The sequence below is a fragment of the Dysosmobacter sp. Phy genome, assembly GCF_054476235.1.
Genome location: NZ_CM136997.1, coordinates 1,685,582 through 1,701,772 on the forward strand (window position 1 = coordinate 1,685,582; position 16,191 = coordinate 1,701,772).

Genomic DNA, 16,191 nt, shown 5'->3' on the forward strand with positions numbered 1-16,191 from the left:
GGCTCACTCCTCCTCTGCGGGAGCGCCGTCCTGCTGGGCCGCGTCCTTCTCCTCCACCTGCCGCAGCACCTCCAGGATGTGGGCGCCGTGGAGGATGGAGTCGTCGGGGATGAACTGGAGCTCCGGGGTGTAGCGCAGCTGCAAGGCCCGGCCCAGCTCCCGCCGCAAAAAGCCCGCGGCGGACTTGAGGCCCTTGAGCACGTCCTTCTCCTGGGTCTTGTCCAGAACGGAGATATAGACCCGGGCGTAGCGCAGGTCGCCGGTGGTGTCCACCCGGGTGATGGAGACCATGCCCACCTGGGCCACCCGGGGGTCCTTCAGGCGGCGCAGCTGGTCCGCCAGCTCCCGCTGGATCTCTTCATTGATGCGGCCGATGCGATTGCTAGGCATAAAAGATACCTCCTTGGTGTGGAAGGGGTTGGGGATGTCCACCGGGACCGGTGGGGGAGGCCGGGAGGTTCCCGGAGGATGCACCCCCCATTTTCTTTTCGTCTTGCCGAAAAGACTGCGTCCGCAGGCGCGTGTCGGAGGCCAACCGCCGCTTGCGGCGGCTCTTGGGCCGGAGACAAACGGGCCGTGCACGGTCCAAAAGAAAAGGCACTGGGTGCCAAACCTCGCGCGGAGAGCGCAAGATTTGGCAAATGTGGAGGTCGTGTAAATCGGTGCGGCGGGTGTCGACAGCCCTGTCTGCCTTGCGCCTTGCTCCGGTGGTCGAAAGACCCTTGGGCCGTACAGACCGTGCGGCGGGCAGATGGGGTGCAAAATCGCATTTGCCCCGGCTTCTCGTTCCGCGCCTTCCGCTTCGCTAGGTGCTGCCCCGGCGGGTGCGGGCAGAGACGGCGGGACACGCGGGTCCCGCCCTACCACCGCCCGGGGCGCGGGGCACGGCGATGCCGGGTCTTCCGGGCCTTCCGTAGGGGCCGATTCCATATCGGCCCGCCGCCAGGTGCTCCGCTGGCACCAGGTGAGCGGCAGCGGAAAGAGACGCTGGTCGATTCGTTGACTACCCACGTCTCTCCGCCGCAGTTGTTATGCGGGGACCAGGCTCTTCAAGTGCCATGGTAAAACACAGGGACGACGGGGCCATCGATCTTCGCCGGACCGATTCGCACGACCCCTGTATTTTCCAAACCTTGCACTACAGGTGCAAGGTTTGGCACCTAGCGGTTTTCTTTTGACCGGCCGCGACCGTTTTCTTTTGTCACGACAAAAGAAAATGGGGGCGGATCCCCCGCGGGAAGCCCGTACGTCCTCCCGGCCCGCCGGGGAAAAACACAGGGGCGGCGACGCGGTCGCCGCCCCTATCGTGCGCAGTGATTGGGTTGGAAATGCCCCTGTTTATCTGGGAATCTCATCCATGGTGAAGGCCTCGATGATGTCGCCTTCCTTGATGTCGTTGAACTTCTCCACGGTGAGGCCGCACTCGTAGTTCTCGGCCACCTCCTTGGCGTCGTCCTTGAAGCGCTTCAGGGAGGCGAGGCTGCCCTCGTGGATCACGATGCCGTCCCGGACCACCCGCACGGAGCAGGCACGGACGATCTTGCCGTCCTGGACGTAGCAGCCGGCCACGGTGCCCACGCTGGACACCCGGTAGGTCTGGCGGACCTCCGCGTGGCCCAGGACCACCTCCCGGTACTTGGGCGCCAGCATGCCCTTCATGGCGGCGGTGATCTCGTCGATGCAGTCGTAGATGACCCGGTACATCCGCATATCCACGTTCTGGCGGATGGCGCCGTCACGGGCGGCAGCGTCGGGCCGGACGTTGAAGCCCACGATGATGGCGTTGGAGGAGGCGGCCAGCATCACGTCGGACTCGTTGATGGCGCCCACGCCGCCGTGGATCACCTTCACGTTGACCTCGTCGTTGCTGAGCTTCTCCAGAGAGGCCTTCACGGCCTCCACGCTGCCCTGGACGTCGGCCTTGACGATCAATGCCAGCTCCTTGCGCTCGCCGGCCTGGATCTGGTCGAACAGGTTCTCCAGGGAGACCTTCTGCACCGGCGCGGCGGCCTTGGCCCGGGCCTCGGCCTTGCGCTGCTCCACCAGCTCCCGGGCCATGCGCTCGTCGGCCACGGCGAAGAAGGGACTGCCGGCCTCGGGGGCCTCGCTGAGGCCCGCGATCTCCACGGGCACGGAGGGACCGGCCTCGGTCAGGCGGTTGCCCTTGTAGTCCAGCATGGTGCGCACGCGGCCCACGGCGGTGCCGGCGATGATGATGTCGCCCTGCTTGAGGGTGCCGTTCTGGACCAGGAGGGTAGCCACGGGACCACGGCCCTTGTCAAGCCGGGCCTCGATGACGGTGCCCTGACCAGCGCGGTTGGGGTTGGCCTTCAGCTCCGCCATCTCGGCGGTGAGGGTCACCATCTCCAGCAGGTTGTCGATGCCGATGTTCTTCTTGGCGGAGACCTTGCAGCAGATGGTCTCGCCGCCCCAGTCCTCGGGCACCAGGCCGTGCTCGGTCAGCTGCTGGAGCACCCGGTCGGGGTTGGCGTTTTCCTTGTCGATCTTGTTGATGGCCACGATGATGGGGATATTGGCGGCCTTGGCGTGGTTGATGGACTCGATGGTCTGGGGCATGATGCCGTCGTCCGCCGCCACCATCAAGATGGCGATGTCGGTGATCATGGCGCCGCGGGCACGCATGGAGGTGAAGGCCTCGTGGCCCGGAGTGTCCAGGAAGGTGATGGGCTTGCCGTTCACCTGGACCTGGTAGGCGCCGATGTGCTGGGTGATGCCGCCGGCCTCGCCGGCCGCCACGGAGGTGTTGCGGATGGTGTCCAGCAAAGAGGTCTTGCCGTGGTCGACGTGGCCCATGACCACCACCACGGGGGCCCGGGGCACCAGGTCCTCCGGCTTATCCTCGTGGTCGTCGATCAGACGCTCTTCGATGGTGACGGTGATCTCCTTCTCCACCTTGCAGCCCATCTCTTCGGCGATGATGGCGGCGGTGTCGAAGTCGATGATCTGACTGAGGGAGGCCATGACGCCGTTCTTCATCAGGCACTTGACCACCTCGGCGCCGGTCTTTTTCATGCGGCTGGCCAGCTCGCCCACGCTGATCTCGTCGGGGATCATGACCTTCACAGGGGCCTTCTTGGCGATCTCCAGCTGGAGGCGGCGCATCTTCTCGGCCTCGTCCTGGCGGCGCTTGTTGGAGAAGGTCATGCCGCCCCGGCGCTGGCTGTTGGTGCGGATCTTCTCCTTGCCGCTGCGCTGCTGCATCCGGTTGGCCCGCTCGGGAGCCAGTTCCTCCAGCCGCTGGTCATACTTGGCCAGGTTCACATCGCCGCCCTTGCGGGTGTCCACGATCTTCTTCTGGGGCACCCGGGACATGGGCTGCTGGGGCTGCTGCGCCGCCTGCTGGCCGCCCTGGGGGGCCGCCTGGGGCTTGCCGCCGTTTTGCGCGGGCGCGGCGCCGGCCTGCTTGGGGGCGGGCTTGGCGGCGCTGCTGTCCTGCACGGGGGCAGCAGCCTTCTCGGCGGAGGGGGCCTTGGGGGCCTTGGGGGCCTCCTTCTCTTTTTCCTTGAAGGTGTCCGCGAAGATCGCCTGGATGCTGGACACCTGGTTGTGCTGGGTCAGATAGTCGAAGATCAGGGACAGCTCGTGGTCCGTGAGAACCTGCATATGGTTCTTGGGGGCCTGGGCGTACTTCGTCAGGATCTCCGTAATGGTCTTGGTGGGAAGGCCGAAGTCCTTGGCCACCTCATGCACTCTGTATTTTTCAATACCCAATCAAAACACCTCGTCTTGCTCCAACCCGAGGGCTGGGAAATTTATTTGCAGTTGCCGCCCCGGACCTGCGCCGGGGCAGCGGCGCGGCCCGTCAGCCCTCCTTCTTGCGGAAGGAGCCCTTGCCCTTTTTCACCGGGCGGCTGTTGGCATAGGGACGCGCCTGTCCCTTCGGCTTGGGGCGTTTGTCCCTGCTGGGACGGGAATACCGCTTGGATGCCGGGGCGTCCCCGCGTCCGGCGGCTCCGCCTGGGGTCCGCTGTTCCGCACTCCGCCGGCCATGGATCTGGCGGCCGGCCTGGTCTGCGGAGCCGCGCCGATCATAGGGGCGGCGGTCCGGGGTCTGCCCGTCACGGGCTTTCCGGCCGGGGGAACGGTCCTGGGCGCTCCGCCGGTCCGGCGGACGTTCTCCGGCGGGCCGTCTGTGAGACGGCGCACGGCCGGGGGCCTCGGGACTCCGGGGCGCCTCCGGTTCCGGAGGCCGGGGAGCCGGCTCCGGGGGCTTTCGCCGCCCCTTGCGGAGATTTTTCTCATGGGCGGCCTGCTCGGCCTTCCGCTCCGCCGCCCGGCGGGCCTTCTCGGCCATCCGCGCCGCAGTGTCGCCGTACTGGGCGACGTCCAGCTCCGCCAGGAGCTTCGCCAGGGCGGAGGCCAGGCCGATATCGGTCACCGCTGCCAGGGCCACGGAATTCCGCCCCAGGGCCCGGCCCATCTGCTCCTTGGTGCAGGGCAGGCGGACCCACAGGCAGCTGCCTGCCAGGGCCATGTGCTCGCAGCGGCGGCGGGTATTGTCGGCGCTGTCGGCGGCCAGCAGCAGCAGCCGGGCGTCCTTGGCCCGGGCGGCCGCGTCCACCGGCTCCTCGCCCACCGCCAGATTTCCGCCCCGGAGGCTCAGGCCCAGCAGAGAGAGGATCCGGTCATTGCTGTTCATCCGCACCTCGCAGTTCCGCCTCCATGGCGTCGTAAACCTCCGCCGGGATGGCCGTCTCAAAGGCCCGCTCCAGGGCCCGGGACTTCCGGGCCCGCCGCAGGCACTCCACATCGTGGCACACATAGGCGCCGCGGCCGGGCTTCTTTCCCCCGAAGTCCAGGGAGACCGTCCCCTCCGGGGACTTCACCACCCGCAGCAGGGACTTCTTGTCTTTCATTTCCCGGCAGCCCACACACTGCCGCTGGGGGATCTTTTTCACTTTCGGCATCCGTCAGGCCGCCTTTCTGGTTGATTTTTTGATATTATTCCTCCGCGGGCGCGGTTTCAGCCGCGTCCTCTCCGGCGGCCTCGGCCGCCTCGTCGCTGTCGCGGTAGCTCTCGGGCTTGATGTCGATCTTGTAGCCGGTCAGGCGGGCGGCCAGGCGGGCGTTCTGACCCTCCTTGCCGATGGCCAGGGACAGCTGATCGTCCGGCACCACACAGCGGCAGGCCTTGCCCTCGTCGGCCATCCACACGTCCACCACGTCGGCGGGCGCCAGGGCGGCGGCGATAAACTGGGCGGGGTCCTCGCTCCACTTGATGATGTCGATCTTCTCGCCCCGCAGCTCCTCCACGATGGCGGCCACCCGCTGGCCCTTGGGGCCCACGCAGGCGCCGATGGGATCCACGTTCTCGTCGTTGGACCACACGGCCATCTTGGTGCGACTGCCGGCCTCCCGGGCGATGGACTTGACCTCCACGGTGCCGTCGTAGATCTCCGGCACCTCCAGCTCGAACAGACGCTTGACAAGGCCCGGGTGCGTCCGGGAGATCAGCACCTGGGGACCCCGGGTGCTGCGGCGGACCTCCACCACGTAGACCTTCACGTGCATGCCCTCGGTGAGCTCCTCGCCGGGGACCTGCTCGCCGGACATCAGCAGCGCCTCGGTGGACTCGGCGCCGGTGCCGATGCGCAGGGAGACGCTGCCGGTGCGGGGATCGATGCGGGTCACCACACCGGTGAGGATCTCGTGCTGCTTGGAGTTGAACTCGTCGTACACCATGCCCCGCTCGGCCTCCCGCAGACCCTGGATGATGACCTGCTTGCCGTTGCCGGCGGCGATGCGGCCGAACTCCACGGTGTCCACGGGGATGTTGACGATGTCGCCGATCTCATACTTGGCGGAGAGCTTCTTGGCCTCCTCCACGGTCATCTCGTTGGCCGGGTCCACGTAGTCCTCCTCGTCCACCACGTTCTTCTGGACGAACATCTTCAGGTCCTGGTGGGCCTCATCCACGTCCACGATCACGTTCTCCACGTCCACGTGGTCCCGCTTGTAGGCGGTGGTCAGGGCCTGGATGATCTTCTCCATCATGAAGGACTGGGGGATGCCCCGCTCCTTTTCCAGCAGAGCCAGAGCGGCAAAGATCTCCGCAGGGTTGAAGCCCACGGGTTCCTTTTGCTTTTTGCCTTTCATCGCTGATTCTCCTTAGTTATAAAATATACGTCTTTTTGGACGGTTGGGGTCTTAGAATTCCACCCGCAGGCGGACCAGGGCGATGTCCTTTTTGGGGAAGGTCAGCTCCCGGTTCCCGAAGGTGATGGTCACGTCGCCGCTGGCCTCGTCATAGGCCTTCAGCACGCCGGGGAACTCCTTGCGGCCCTCCAGGTTCCGGTACAGCTTCACCAGCACCGGGCTGCCCAGATACCGCTGGAAGTCGCCGGGGCGCTTGAGGGCCCGCTCGGCTCCGGCGGAGCCCACCTCCAGGGTGTAGCTGCCCTCGATGGGGTCGGCCTCGTCCAGCAGGTCGCTGACCTTTCGGGAGACGGCCTCGCAGTCCAGGATGTCCACGCCGCCCTCCTTGTCCAGGAGGATGCGCAGATACCAGGTGCCGGCCTCCTTGACGTACTCCACGTCCCAGAGGGTGCAGCCCTGCTCGGCGATGGCGGGGGCCGCCAGTTCGGCGGTCAGTTCCGTGATTTTTTTCATGGAAGGACTCCCTTCTTCCGCAGAATATGCAGATTTTGACAGACCGAAAAAAGTCAAGAAAAAGAGCGGACCGGCGGCCCACTCCACATACCTTACACTTCTAACATATGCATCATAGCACAGGAGGCATCAAAGCGCAAGACTTTTCTTTCATATTCCTCTGCATTTACAGGAAAAAACCGGGCGAAAAACCCCGCGGCGGGCCGAAAAGCGGGCTCGGTCCGCCGCGGGGCGGGAATGGAGGCCGGAACGGAGGACAGGACCGCCGGTTTCGCCCCCTCCGCCGCCCTCAGCGGCTGCGCGCAAAGGCGGCGCCGCAGGAGAGCAGGAACACCGTGAGGTTGGCCGCCACCACGGACGCGCCCACCGGTGTGGACCAGACCCAGGAGGCGGTGAGCCCCGCGCAGAAGCACACCACCGCGGTGGTCCCGGCGCAGATCATGACGCCCCGGAAGCTCTTGAACAGCCGCATGGCCGTCAGGGCCGGGAAGATCACCAGGGAAGAGATCAGCATGGCGCCCATCATCCGCATCCCCAGCACGATGGTCAGCGCCGTCAGCACCGCGAGAAGGGTGTTGTACCGGTCCACCTTCAGCCCCGTGGCCCGGGAGAAGCTCTCGTCGAAAGTGACGGCGAAGAGCTTGTGGTAAAAGAGCACGAACAGCACCAGCACCGCCAGGCTCAGCCCCGCCGCCAGCAGCACGTCCAGGTCCGTCATGGCCAGGACGCTGCCGAACATGTAGTTGTCCACGTCGGTGGTCATGCCGGTGGTGCGGGAGATGACGATGACGCCCACCGCCAGGGCCGAGGCGCTCATGACCGCCACGGCGGCGTCGCTGTTCCACCGGGGATGGCTGGCCATGCGCAGCAGGAAGAAGGCTGCCAGGATCACCACCGGAATGGAGAAGTACAGGGGCGTCACCCCCAGCGCCACGGCGATGGCCAATGCGCCGAAGGACACGTGGCTGAGGCCGTCGCCGATCATGGAGTAGCGCTTGAGGACCAGGGACACCCCCAGCAGCGCCGCGCACAGGCTCACCAGCACGCCGGCGATCAGGGCCCGCTGCATGAAGGGCCAGGTCAGCATTTCCAGAATATTCATACGTCCTCCTCCCGGAACCGCCGCCCCTGGGGCGAGGCCAGATACTCCGCCGCCGTCCCCAGAAAGACGCTGTCGTGGCCGATGTGCAGCACCCGGCGGGCGCCCTTCAGCGCGGCCTTGAGGTCGTGGGTCACCATGACCACCGCCATGCCCTCTTTGCGGTTGAGGTAGGACAGCAGCTTATACAGGTCCTGGGCGGCGGCGGGGTCCAGACCCGTCACCGGCTCGTCCAGGATCAGCAGCCGCCCGGCGGCGCACAGGGCCCGGGCCAGCAGGGCCCGCTGCTGCTGGCCGCCGGAGAGGTCCCGGTAGCACTTGTCCTTGAGCTCCAGGATACCCAGCTTGCCCATGTTCATCAACGCCTGGGACTTCTGGGCGGCGGAGTAGAAGAATCGCATCCCCTTGCGGTTGAGGCAGCCGGAGAGGACCACCTCGTACACCGTGGCGGGGAAGTCCCGCTGGGCCCGGGTCTGCTGGGGCAGGTATCCGATGGCCCCCCGCTCCAGCTCCGGCGAGCGGAGGATCTGGCCCGACTGGGGGGCGATCAGGCCCAGCAGGCCCCGCAGCAGGGTGGACTTGCCGGAGCCGTTGTCCCCCACGATGCAAAGGTAGTCCCCGGCCCGGACCGTCAGGTCCAGATGAGTCAGGACGCTCTGACCCTCATAGCCCAGAGACACGTCCCGGCAGACGATCAGTTCATTGCTCTCCACGCGTTTCCTCCTCTTTGGCGCACTGGTCACAGATCCCCGAGAGCAGCGTGCCCCGGGGGTTGATGCGGAAGTGGTGCTCCCGCTCCAGGTGGTCGTAGAGCCCCTGGAGCTGGACGCAGTCCACATGGCGGATGCGGCCGCAGCGCTCGCATCTGAGCAGAAAGCAGTCCCGGTGACCGTGGCCGTCCCGGCCGCAGAACTGGTAAAAGGCGCCGTCCTCGGTGTTGATCTTGTGGACGATGCCCGCCGCCTCCAGCCGCTCCAGCTGGCGGTAGACGGTGGCGAGGCCCACGGGACACCCGGCGGAGCGCAGGTCCTCCGCCAGCTCCCCGGCGGTGACGGAGGCGTCCCCCCGCCGCTGGAGGCACTGCAAAATGGCCTGGCGCTGTCTGGTGGTGTAGGGCATGGCGCACCCTCCTCAATTTGAAAATGATTCTCGTTCTCGTATTATAGACAGCGGGAGAAAAAAGTCAAGAGCGGTTGCAAAAGTCCGGCAAATAGGGTATGGTAGAGTTATACGGGATTTGCGCATGGTTGCGTAAATCCAATTTTAATGAAATGCAGGAGAGGATCCCATGAAAGTCTCTTTGGTGATCATGGCCGCGGGCCTGGGCTCCCGGTACGGCGGAAGCAAGCAGGTGGACGGCATCGGCCCCAACGGGGAGATCCTGATGGAGTACTCCATCTACGACGCCCTCCGGGCCGGGTTCAATAAAGTGGTGTTCATCATCAAGCCGGAGATGGAGGAGATGGTCCGCCGCCTGTGCGGCGACGCTCTGGCCCGCCGCACCGCCGCCGACGGTTCGCCGGTGGAGGTGGCCTACGCCTTCCAGGACTTTACCTCGGTGCCGGACTTCTATCACATCCCGGCGGAGCGGACCAAGCCCTTCGGCACGGTCCACGCCCTGCTGTGCGCCGCCGGCGTGGTCCATGAGCCCTGCTGCGTCATCAACGCCGACGACTATTACGGTGTGGACGCCTTCCGCACCATATATGACGAGCTGGTGAAGCTGCCTGAAAGCGGCAGGGCCACCATGGTGGGCTACCTCCTCAAGAACACCGCCAGCCTCCACGGCACCGTGTCCCGGGGCGTCTGCGCCGTGGAGGACGGGAAGCTGCGCGCCATCCGGGAGGCGCTGAAGATCCAGCTGTATCCCGACGGGTCCCTGAAGGACCTGGCGGAGGACCGCTCCCTGGCGCCGGACACGGTGGTGTCCATGAACTTCTGGGGCTTTGCCCCCAGCATTTTCCCGGCGCTGAAGGACTACTTTGAGAACTTCCTGCGCCACGAGGCCGGGGACAACATCAAGGCTGAGTGCCTGCTGCCGCTGATGGTGGGCGAGCAGCTGGAGAAGGGGGCTCTGGAGGTCTCCGTGCTCCACTCCGCCGACAAGTGGTTCGGCATGACCTATCAGGAGGACCGGGCCCTGGTGGCGGAGGAACTGAAAAAACTCCATGCCCGGGGGATCTACCCTACCAGCCTGCGGGACTGAGAGAAGGCGGCGCCGTGGACGGTCAGGAGAAGCGGCGGCTGGACTGCCCCCTATGTGGCCTGCGGCGGAAGGCGCCGTGAGCGGTCCCGGTGAACAGCGTGAAAAAACAGCGGCGGACACCGAAAGGTGTCCGCCGCCGCTTCTTTTTCGGGGATGCTCAGAGGAACGACTCCGCCGCGTACAGCCAGGTGCCGTCGGCCGAGAGCAGCAGCCACAGCTCATTGCGGCTGTCCGAGGGGTGGGCCTTGGTGAAGCAGCAGCACTGCGCCGGGTCCGGCCGCCAGTCCGCGGGAACGGACAGACCGTCCCAGATGAACGCCGCTCCGCACTCCGCCGGGGCGCATTCCTCCGTCTGTTCCTCCAGGGCCGCCGCCAGTCCGCTGCCGGGGGCGTATTCCAGCACGTGGTACCGCAAACCGTCCCCATGGGGGCTGGTGCCGCTGTCTGTCTCGTAAAGGCAGCCGCTGCTGCGGGGCAGGTCCGGATCCCAGTTGAGGCCGATGATCCGCTCATAGCCGCCGGAGAAAAGGACCGTCAGCGAAACGAAAACTGCCGCCAGAAGGACCAGCAAAAGGAGAGAGATCCCGACCATTTTTCGCCTCATCTCAGTCCCCTCCCATGGCCGCCAGACACGCCGACAGGTCCCAGCTGCGCCAGTCGGCGCAGTCCCGCCGGGCCTCCGCCCGGCGCTCATCCAGCAGGGTGGACAATCGGGTCTGCCCGTAGCTGTCCCCCCAGTCCGTCCAGGTCTGGCAGATCAGGTCCCCGTCCAGCCGCTCCAGCTGGGACAGGGTGTCGTAGGACAGGCTGTACAGCAGGTACTCCACATCGATGGTCTGGCTCTCGCCGGAGAGGCAGCGGTCCACCTGGTCCTTTGCCACCAGGTAGTCCACCGGCACGCAGTTGATCACCAGCCACCCGGCCAGGGCCACCGGCGCCGCCGCCCGGAAGAAGCCGAAGTCCGGCCGCGCCAGCTTGACCGCCGCCGCCAGGAAAAACAGGGCCATCATCCCCATGCCCCAGTAGGTCATGCAGCGCTTGAAGGACAGGCCGTAGGCCTCCACGTACAGCGTCATCCGCCAGGCGGCGGAGGCCAGCAGCAAAAAGCTTTCCGCCGTCAGCACCGCCCCCAGCAGCCGCACCGCCGCGTAACTGCCGCCGCCGCGGCGGGAGAAGGTCAGGCAGACCAGCAGCACCGTCAGGTTCACCGCCGTGACGCCCACCATCTGGAAAAAGCCGCTGCGGGCCCACTCGGCATAGGAAAGGCCCCGGCTGGCGAGGTATGCCTCCCCGCCGAAGAGCCCGGCGGACTGGACCGCCAGGAACAGGGCGTAGAGGGCGGCCACCGCCGCCAGCACCACGGCGAAGCCCAGACCGTCCACGGTCCGGCCCGTCCGCTCCGCGGACCGGGACAGGGGAGTGGGGCGCCGCAGGAAGTACAGCAGGCTGAATACGAAGGGCGTCAGGATCAGCGCCCAGACCAGCTTCCACACCGTGGAGGTGAAGTGCTCCCGGAGGAAGATCCGCACCTCCGCCGTGGCGGCGGCGAAGAGGGCGTCGGCGGAGGCCAGCACCGGCACCAGCACCGCCAGCAGCACCAGGGCTCCCACGGCGCCCAGCACCGCCGCCCAGGTCCGGCGCCGGGGGGCGGAGGAGGCGGTCAGCACCGCGCCCAAGGCGCCCAACTGACCGAACAGGCCCACCAAAAGCAGACACAGCCGCTCCCACAGCATGACCGGCTGCTGCCAGGGCAGGCGTCCCGCCCCGGACAGGGACATCAGGTGCACCGGCACCAGGACCAGCAGCGCCAGCAGGTTCCACCACCGGAACCAGCTGTTGGAGGTCAGGGCAAAGGAGGCCAGCAGCGCCAGGTTCATCACCAGCAGCACCCGGTCCTCCCGCCGCCGCAGGCACGCCCGGCCCAGATAGCCCAGCGCCAGGGCGTACCACAGAAAGCCCGCGGCGGTCAGCCCCAGGCCCCAGGGCCAGTGCCAAAAGAAACTGTCCACCAACAGGAAACACCAAACCGGCGTCAGGAGCAGCGCCCGCCGGTCCCGCCGGTCGGCGGCGTAGGGTTTTCCGGGATTTTGGGTAGGCTTCGCCGGCCCTCCCGCGGGGAGGGCGTTTTCAGGAACAGACATATGCAATTCTCCTTATGATCGGGTCCGCCGCAGGCGGACATAGTTTGTGGCGCCAGAGGCAGGGGAAGGGAAGCGCGGAGAGGGATTTAGCTTCCCTGATCCGGCACGTATTCCAGGATGTCCCCCGGCTGGCAGTCCAGGGCGGCGCAGATGGCCTCCAGGGTGGAAAAGCGCACCGCCTTGGCCTTGTTGTTTTTCAGAATCGACAGATTGGCCAGAGTGATGTCTACCTTTTCCGACAGCTGGCTCAGGGACATCTTCCGTCTGGCCATCATCACGTCCAAATTCACTACGATCGCCATAGACTCACCTCAAATCGTCAGGTCATTCTCCGCCTTGATCTCCGCCGCCTGGCGGAACAGGGCGGACATGACCAGGCACAGAAGCCCCGCCATGGCGAACAGGGGGACCAGCAGGGCGGTATAGGAGGCCAGAGCGGCGGAACCCTCCCGGAAGAGGGTAAACATGGTCCGGCCCAGGGCTCCGGCGGCGATGACAAAGCAGGCCTGGCCCGCGCGGCGGAGAGAAACCGCGTTTTTCGGAGAGAAGGGCGTGCCGTCCGCCACCGTGGCCAGGATACGGATGCCCTGGATCAAAATGACGGCGCCGCAGATGGACACCAGCCATAAAAACAGGGCCAGGACAGCGGAGTGGGCATGGCCCCAGCTCTCCAGAGAGATCCGGAGGAGATTCCCCAGGCCGTCGTCAAAATCATAGGCAAAAACCGCCATCAGATGCTCCAGCGTGGGCCCACCGGCCACATTGGCCTGGAAGTAGGCAAACGCGTTGATCCAGGGCAGCAGAAAGGCCTCTGTGATCAGCGCCAGAATGGACAGGCAGATCAGGGCGTCGGCGATCTTCTGCGCAGGCGTTCGTATCATTCCGCCCACCTCCTCAGATCGTCAGGTCGTTTTCTGCCTTCATCTCCGCCGCCTGGCGGAACAGGGCGGACATGACCAGGCACAGAAGCCCCGCCATGGCGAAGATGGGGACGAACAGGGCGTTGTAGGACAGCAGGGGCTGGGGCGAGCGGAAATACCACACGCTGAACACCAGCCGCGCCAGAGCCGCGCCGGAGACGACGAAGGAACACACCGCGGCCCGCCGCAGGCTGACAGCGTTTTCCGCCGAGAAGGGCGCGCCCCGCAGAATGGTGCGCAGCACCCGCCGCCCCTGCCAGAGGATCAGAGCCGTGCACACACCGGCCACCAGCAGAAACAGCGTCAGCACCAGAGCGCGGGTACTCTTCCAGCACCAGAACCAGGCCAGGAAGCTGGCAGCCGCGGTGGCGGTCAGGATGTCGTCCTGTCCGGGATGGAGAAAGTCCCGCAGATAGGCCGCGACACCCTCCAGCAGGCCGGACCCCTCTGACAGCTCCAGGGACACCACGGCCACCGGAACCAGATATAAGATGATGATGTTGCACACCAGGGCGGCGATTACCAGGACATTCAGCACCCGGGCGATCTTCTGCACGTGGGAACCCTCCATGGCCACTCCTCCTTTTGGCTGTATCCTACCACGGGATGTTATTGTTTGTCAACGATTATTTATTGTTTTTCGATAAATTTGGAGGAGGCAAGCGATCCGCGGAGGCCGGAAAAACAGGAAAGCGGGCAGCCCGTTGGGACTGCCCGCTTTCCTGTATGATATAGAGAAAGGAGAGGGAAAATGGTGTGTGTGTTCACAAGCTTCCTGCTTGTTGAATTCATCATAGCCGCCTGCCCACGGAAAGTCAACAGGCTGGAGTGAAGCTTCACAATTTGTTTACAGAACGGCAGAATTCGTCAAAATTCGTTCATAAATCGTTCAAAAAGTTCCGCCTGATTCCGCGTTGACAAGGGCGCTGCACTGTGCTAGTATTTAGCGTGCTAATATTTAGCACACTAAATAAAAACGGGAGGTGTCTCCATGTTTTATGCCAACGCCCTGGGACCCACGCTGGGGCGGTGTGCCCACCTGGCCCGGGCCGGGATGGAGGCCCGGCTCAGCCGGTACGAGGTCACTCCGGTCCAGACCCATGTGCTGCTGTATCTGTTCCGCCACGGCGGCCAGGCGCCCCAGTGCCAGGTGACGGACTTTTTGAAGGTAAAGCCCTCCACCGCCAACGGTATCCTGGATCGGATGGCGGAGAAGGAGCTGGTGGTCCGCAGCGTCAGCGGCAGCGACGCCCGGCGCCGCCTCATCACGCTCACCGACAAGGGCCGCCAGCAGCAGGCCCTGTTTGAGCAGGCCTTTCGGGAGTCGGAGGCCGCCATGGTGCGGGGCTTTACTCCCCAGGAGACGGAGCAGCTCCGGGAGCTCCTGGACAGGGTCATTCGGAATTTGGAGGAGGATCAAGCGACATGACGAAATATATGCGGCCTTACGCCGGCTGGATTGCCCTGGGCATCGGGTGCAGTGCGGCGGAGGCGATCTTTGAGCTGCTGATCCCGCTGGTGATGAGTGACATTGTGGATGTGGGCATCGCCACCGGGGACCAGGGCTACATCCTGCGCAAGGGCATTTTGATGGTGGTGATGGCCATGGTGTCCCTGGCCTTCGGCCTGGGAGCCGCCGCCTGCTCCGCCACGGCGGGCATGGGCTTCGGCGCGGGTCTCCGCGCGGCGGAGTATGACCACATCCAGGAATACGCCTTTTCCAATATCGAGAAATTTTCCACCGCCTCTTTGGTGACGCGCCTGACCAACGACGTCAACAACCTGCAGATGACGCTGATGTTCGGTATGCGGCTGCTGGTGCGGGCCCCGGTGATGCTGGTGTGCGCCCTGTTTCTCTCCATCCGCATCAGCCGTCAGCTCAGCAATGTCTTTCTGGTGGCGCTGCCGCTGCTGGCGGTGTCCGTGGCGCTGATCCTCTCCAAGGCCAGCCCCCTGTTCCGCTCCATGCAGGAAAAGACCGACGCGCTGAACCTGGTGGTCCAGGAGGATCTGACCGGCATCCGGGTGGTGAAGTCCTTCGTCCGGGAGGACCACGAGCGGGAGAAGTTCGCCAAGCGCAACCTGGACCTGAAGAACAACGCCCAGCGGGCCTTCGGCATGGTGGTCATCAATATGCCCATCATGATGCTGATCGTCTACGGCACCATCATTGCCGTCATGTGGTTCGGCGGCCAGATGGTCTTTGCCGGGTCCCTGGAGGCCGGAAAGCTCATCACCTTCTTCACCTACATCACCCAGATCATGATTTCCCTGATGATGGTATCCATGATCTTCATGATGATGACCCGGTCCGTGGCCTGTGCCCGCCGCATCCGGGAGGTGCTGGAGGAGCGGCCCGCCATCACCGACGACCGGGCCGTCACCGACACCGATGACAGCGGCGCTGCCGTCCCCGCCCAGGTGAAGGACGGCAGCATCGATTTCGACCACGTCTCCTTCAAGTACAACACCGAGGCCGCCGAGTGGATCCTGCGGGACGTGGACATCCACATCCGCTCCGGCCAGACCGTGGGCATCCTGGGCGGCACCGGCAGCGCCAAGACCACCCTGGTGTCCCTGATCCCCCGGCTGTACGAGGCCACGGAGGGCACCGTCTCCGTGGGCGGCCGGCCGGTGGCGGAGTATACTATGGAGCACCTGCGGGATGAGGTCAGCGTGGTGCTGCAGAAGAATACCCTCTTCTCCGGCACCATTCGGGAGAACCTCCTCTGGGGCGATCCCGACGCCACCGACGAGCAGCTCTGGGCGGCCTGCCGCTCCGCCTGCGCCGACGAGTTCCTGGAGCGGATGCCGGACGGCCTGGACACCGACCTGGGCCAGGGCGGCGTCAACGTCTCCGGCGGCCAGAAGCAGCGGCTGTGCATCGCCCGGGCCATTTTGAAGCGGCCCAAGGTGCTGATCCTGGACGACTCCACCTCCGCCGTGGACACCGCCACCGACGCCAAGATCCGCAGCGCCTTTGCCAATGAGCTCAAGGACACCACCAAGCTCATCATCGCCCAGCGGGTCACCTCTGTGTGCGAGGCGGACCTGATTTTGGTGATGGACGGCGGCCGGGTGGCGGCCCAGGGCACCCATGAAGAACTGATGAAGACCTGCGACATCTACCGCGAGGTCTATGAGTCCCAGCAGGAAGGAGTGAGCATCGGTGGCTGAACAGCGTCAAAACAATTC

At 65.3% G+C, this 16,191-nt stretch carries 17 protein-coding genes; 3 read left to right on the forward strand and 14 right to left on the reverse strand.

From position 1 onward, the window contains the following. Nucleotides 1-3 precede the first annotated feature (3 nt). From rbfA to ACVDHE_RS08245, 9 genes are all read right to left on the reverse strand, one after another. Nucleotides 4-390, reverse strand: coding sequence for a 30S ribosome-binding factor RbfA (rbfA, locus tag ACVDHE_RS08205; protein WP_213037564.1), 387 nt, complete (start codon nucleotides 388-390; stop codon nucleotides 4-6). 948 nt (nucleotides 391-1,338) lie between these two features. Further along, entirely contained in the window at nucleotides 1,339-3,732 is a 2,394-nt protein-coding gene (infB, locus tag ACVDHE_RS08210) for a translation initiation factor IF-2 (RefSeq protein ID WP_458884277.1), read from the reverse strand. A gap of 91 nt (nucleotides 3,733-3,823) precedes the next feature. Next, nucleotides 3,824-4,660, reverse strand: a complete 837-nt coding sequence (locus tag ACVDHE_RS08215; RefSeq protein WP_458884278.1) for a hypothetical protein — start codon at nucleotides 4,658-4,660, stop codon at nucleotides 3,824-3,826. Continuing rightward, on the reverse strand, nucleotides 4,647-4,928 hold the full coding sequence (gene rnpM, locus ACVDHE_RS08220; RefSeq protein ID WP_213037567.1) for an RNase P modulator RnpM: 282 nt from the start codon (nucleotides 4,926-4,928) through the stop codon (nucleotides 4,647-4,649). Before rnpM ends, ACVDHE_RS08215 begins: the two co-directional genes overlap by 14 nt. Before the next feature lie 34 nt (nucleotides 4,929-4,962). Beyond that, the gene (nusA, locus tag ACVDHE_RS08225; RefSeq protein WP_458884279.1) at nucleotides 4,963-6,117 is read right to left on the reverse strand and encodes a transcription termination factor NusA; all 1,155 of its coding nucleotides are present in this window, start codon (nucleotides 6,115-6,117) and stop codon (nucleotides 4,963-4,965) included. 51 nt (nucleotides 6,118-6,168) lie between these two features. Beyond that, entirely contained in the window at nucleotides 6,169-6,630 is a 462-nt protein-coding gene (locus tag ACVDHE_RS08230) for a ribosome maturation factor RimP (RefSeq protein ID WP_418724779.1), read from the reverse strand. 289 nt (nucleotides 6,631-6,919) lie between these two features. Further along, the gene (locus ACVDHE_RS08235; RefSeq protein ID WP_213037570.1) at nucleotides 6,920-7,732 is read right to left on the reverse strand and encodes a metal ABC transporter permease; all 813 of its coding nucleotides are present in this window, start codon (nucleotides 7,730-7,732) and stop codon (nucleotides 6,920-6,922) included. Continuing rightward, nucleotides 7,729-8,442: a metal ABC transporter ATP-binding protein gene (locus ACVDHE_RS08240; RefSeq protein ID WP_325226300.1), complete on the reverse strand. Its 714-nt coding sequence runs from the start codon at nucleotides 8,440-8,442 to the stop codon at nucleotides 7,729-7,731. The genes ACVDHE_RS08235 and ACVDHE_RS08240 overlap by 4 nt, the downstream gene beginning before the upstream one ends. Next, a complete protein-coding gene (locus tag ACVDHE_RS08245; protein ID WP_213037572.1) occupies nucleotides 8,429-8,848 on the reverse strand; it encodes a Fur family transcriptional regulator in 420 nt (139 codons plus the stop codon). Before ACVDHE_RS08245 ends, ACVDHE_RS08240 begins: the two co-directional genes overlap by 14 nt. A 169-nt stretch (nucleotides 8,849-9,017) precedes the next feature. Here ACVDHE_RS08245 and ACVDHE_RS08250 point away from each other — a divergent pair, with 169 nt between their 5' ends. Next, nucleotides 9,018-9,935: a sugar phosphate nucleotidyltransferase gene (locus ACVDHE_RS08250; protein WP_458884280.1), complete on the forward strand. Its 918-nt coding sequence runs from the start codon at nucleotides 9,018-9,020 to the stop codon at nucleotides 9,933-9,935. A gap of 157 nt (nucleotides 9,936-10,092) precedes the next feature. Here ACVDHE_RS08250 and ACVDHE_RS08255 read toward each other — a convergent pair whose 3' ends face one another. From ACVDHE_RS08255 to ACVDHE_RS08275, 5 genes are all read right to left on the reverse strand, one after another. Beyond that, complete coding sequence (locus ACVDHE_RS08255) at nucleotides 10,093-10,539, reverse strand: hypothetical protein (protein ID WP_458884281.1); 447 nt, start codon at nucleotides 10,537-10,539, stop codon at nucleotides 10,093-10,095. Between the two features lies 1 nt (nucleotide 10,540). After that, nucleotides 10,541-12,076 (reverse strand): DUF4153 domain-containing protein, encoded by a 1,536-nt coding sequence (locus ACVDHE_RS08260; RefSeq protein WP_458884282.1) that lies wholly within the window; start codon nucleotides 12,074-12,076, stop codon nucleotides 10,541-10,543. 86 nt (nucleotides 12,077-12,162) lie between these two features. Further along, nucleotides 12,163-12,378 carry a helix-turn-helix domain-containing protein gene (locus tag ACVDHE_RS08265; RefSeq protein ID WP_213037576.1) on the reverse strand — a complete coding sequence of 72 codons (216 nt, stop codon included), beginning with the start codon at nucleotides 12,376-12,378 and terminating at the stop codon, nucleotides 12,163-12,165. A 9-nt stretch (nucleotides 12,379-12,387) separates the two neighbouring features. After that, nucleotides 12,388-12,957, reverse strand: a complete 570-nt coding sequence (locus ACVDHE_RS08270; protein WP_418724784.1) for a DUF2975 domain-containing protein — start codon at nucleotides 12,955-12,957, stop codon at nucleotides 12,388-12,390. Nucleotides 12,958-12,970: 13 nt separating this feature from the next. Further along, nucleotides 12,971-13,567: a DUF2975 domain-containing protein gene (locus ACVDHE_RS08275; RefSeq protein WP_325226287.1), complete on the reverse strand. Its 597-nt coding sequence runs from the start codon at nucleotides 13,565-13,567 to the stop codon at nucleotides 12,971-12,973. Between the two features lie 420 nt (nucleotides 13,568-13,987). Here ACVDHE_RS08275 and ACVDHE_RS08280 point away from each other — a divergent pair, with 420 nt between their 5' ends. Both ACVDHE_RS08280 and ACVDHE_RS08285 read left to right on the forward strand, forming a co-directional pair. Next, a complete protein-coding gene (locus tag ACVDHE_RS08280) occupies nucleotides 13,988-14,425 on the forward strand; it encodes a MarR family winged helix-turn-helix transcriptional regulator (protein WP_213037579.1) in 438 nt (145 codons plus the stop codon). Continuing rightward, the gene (locus ACVDHE_RS08285) at nucleotides 14,422-16,173 is read left to right on the forward strand and encodes an ABC transporter ATP-binding protein (protein WP_458884283.1); all 1,752 of its coding nucleotides are present in this window, start codon (nucleotides 14,422-14,424) and stop codon (nucleotides 16,171-16,173) included. Before ACVDHE_RS08280 ends, ACVDHE_RS08285 begins: the two co-directional genes overlap by 4 nt. Nucleotides 16,174-16,191 lie beyond the last annotated feature (18 nt).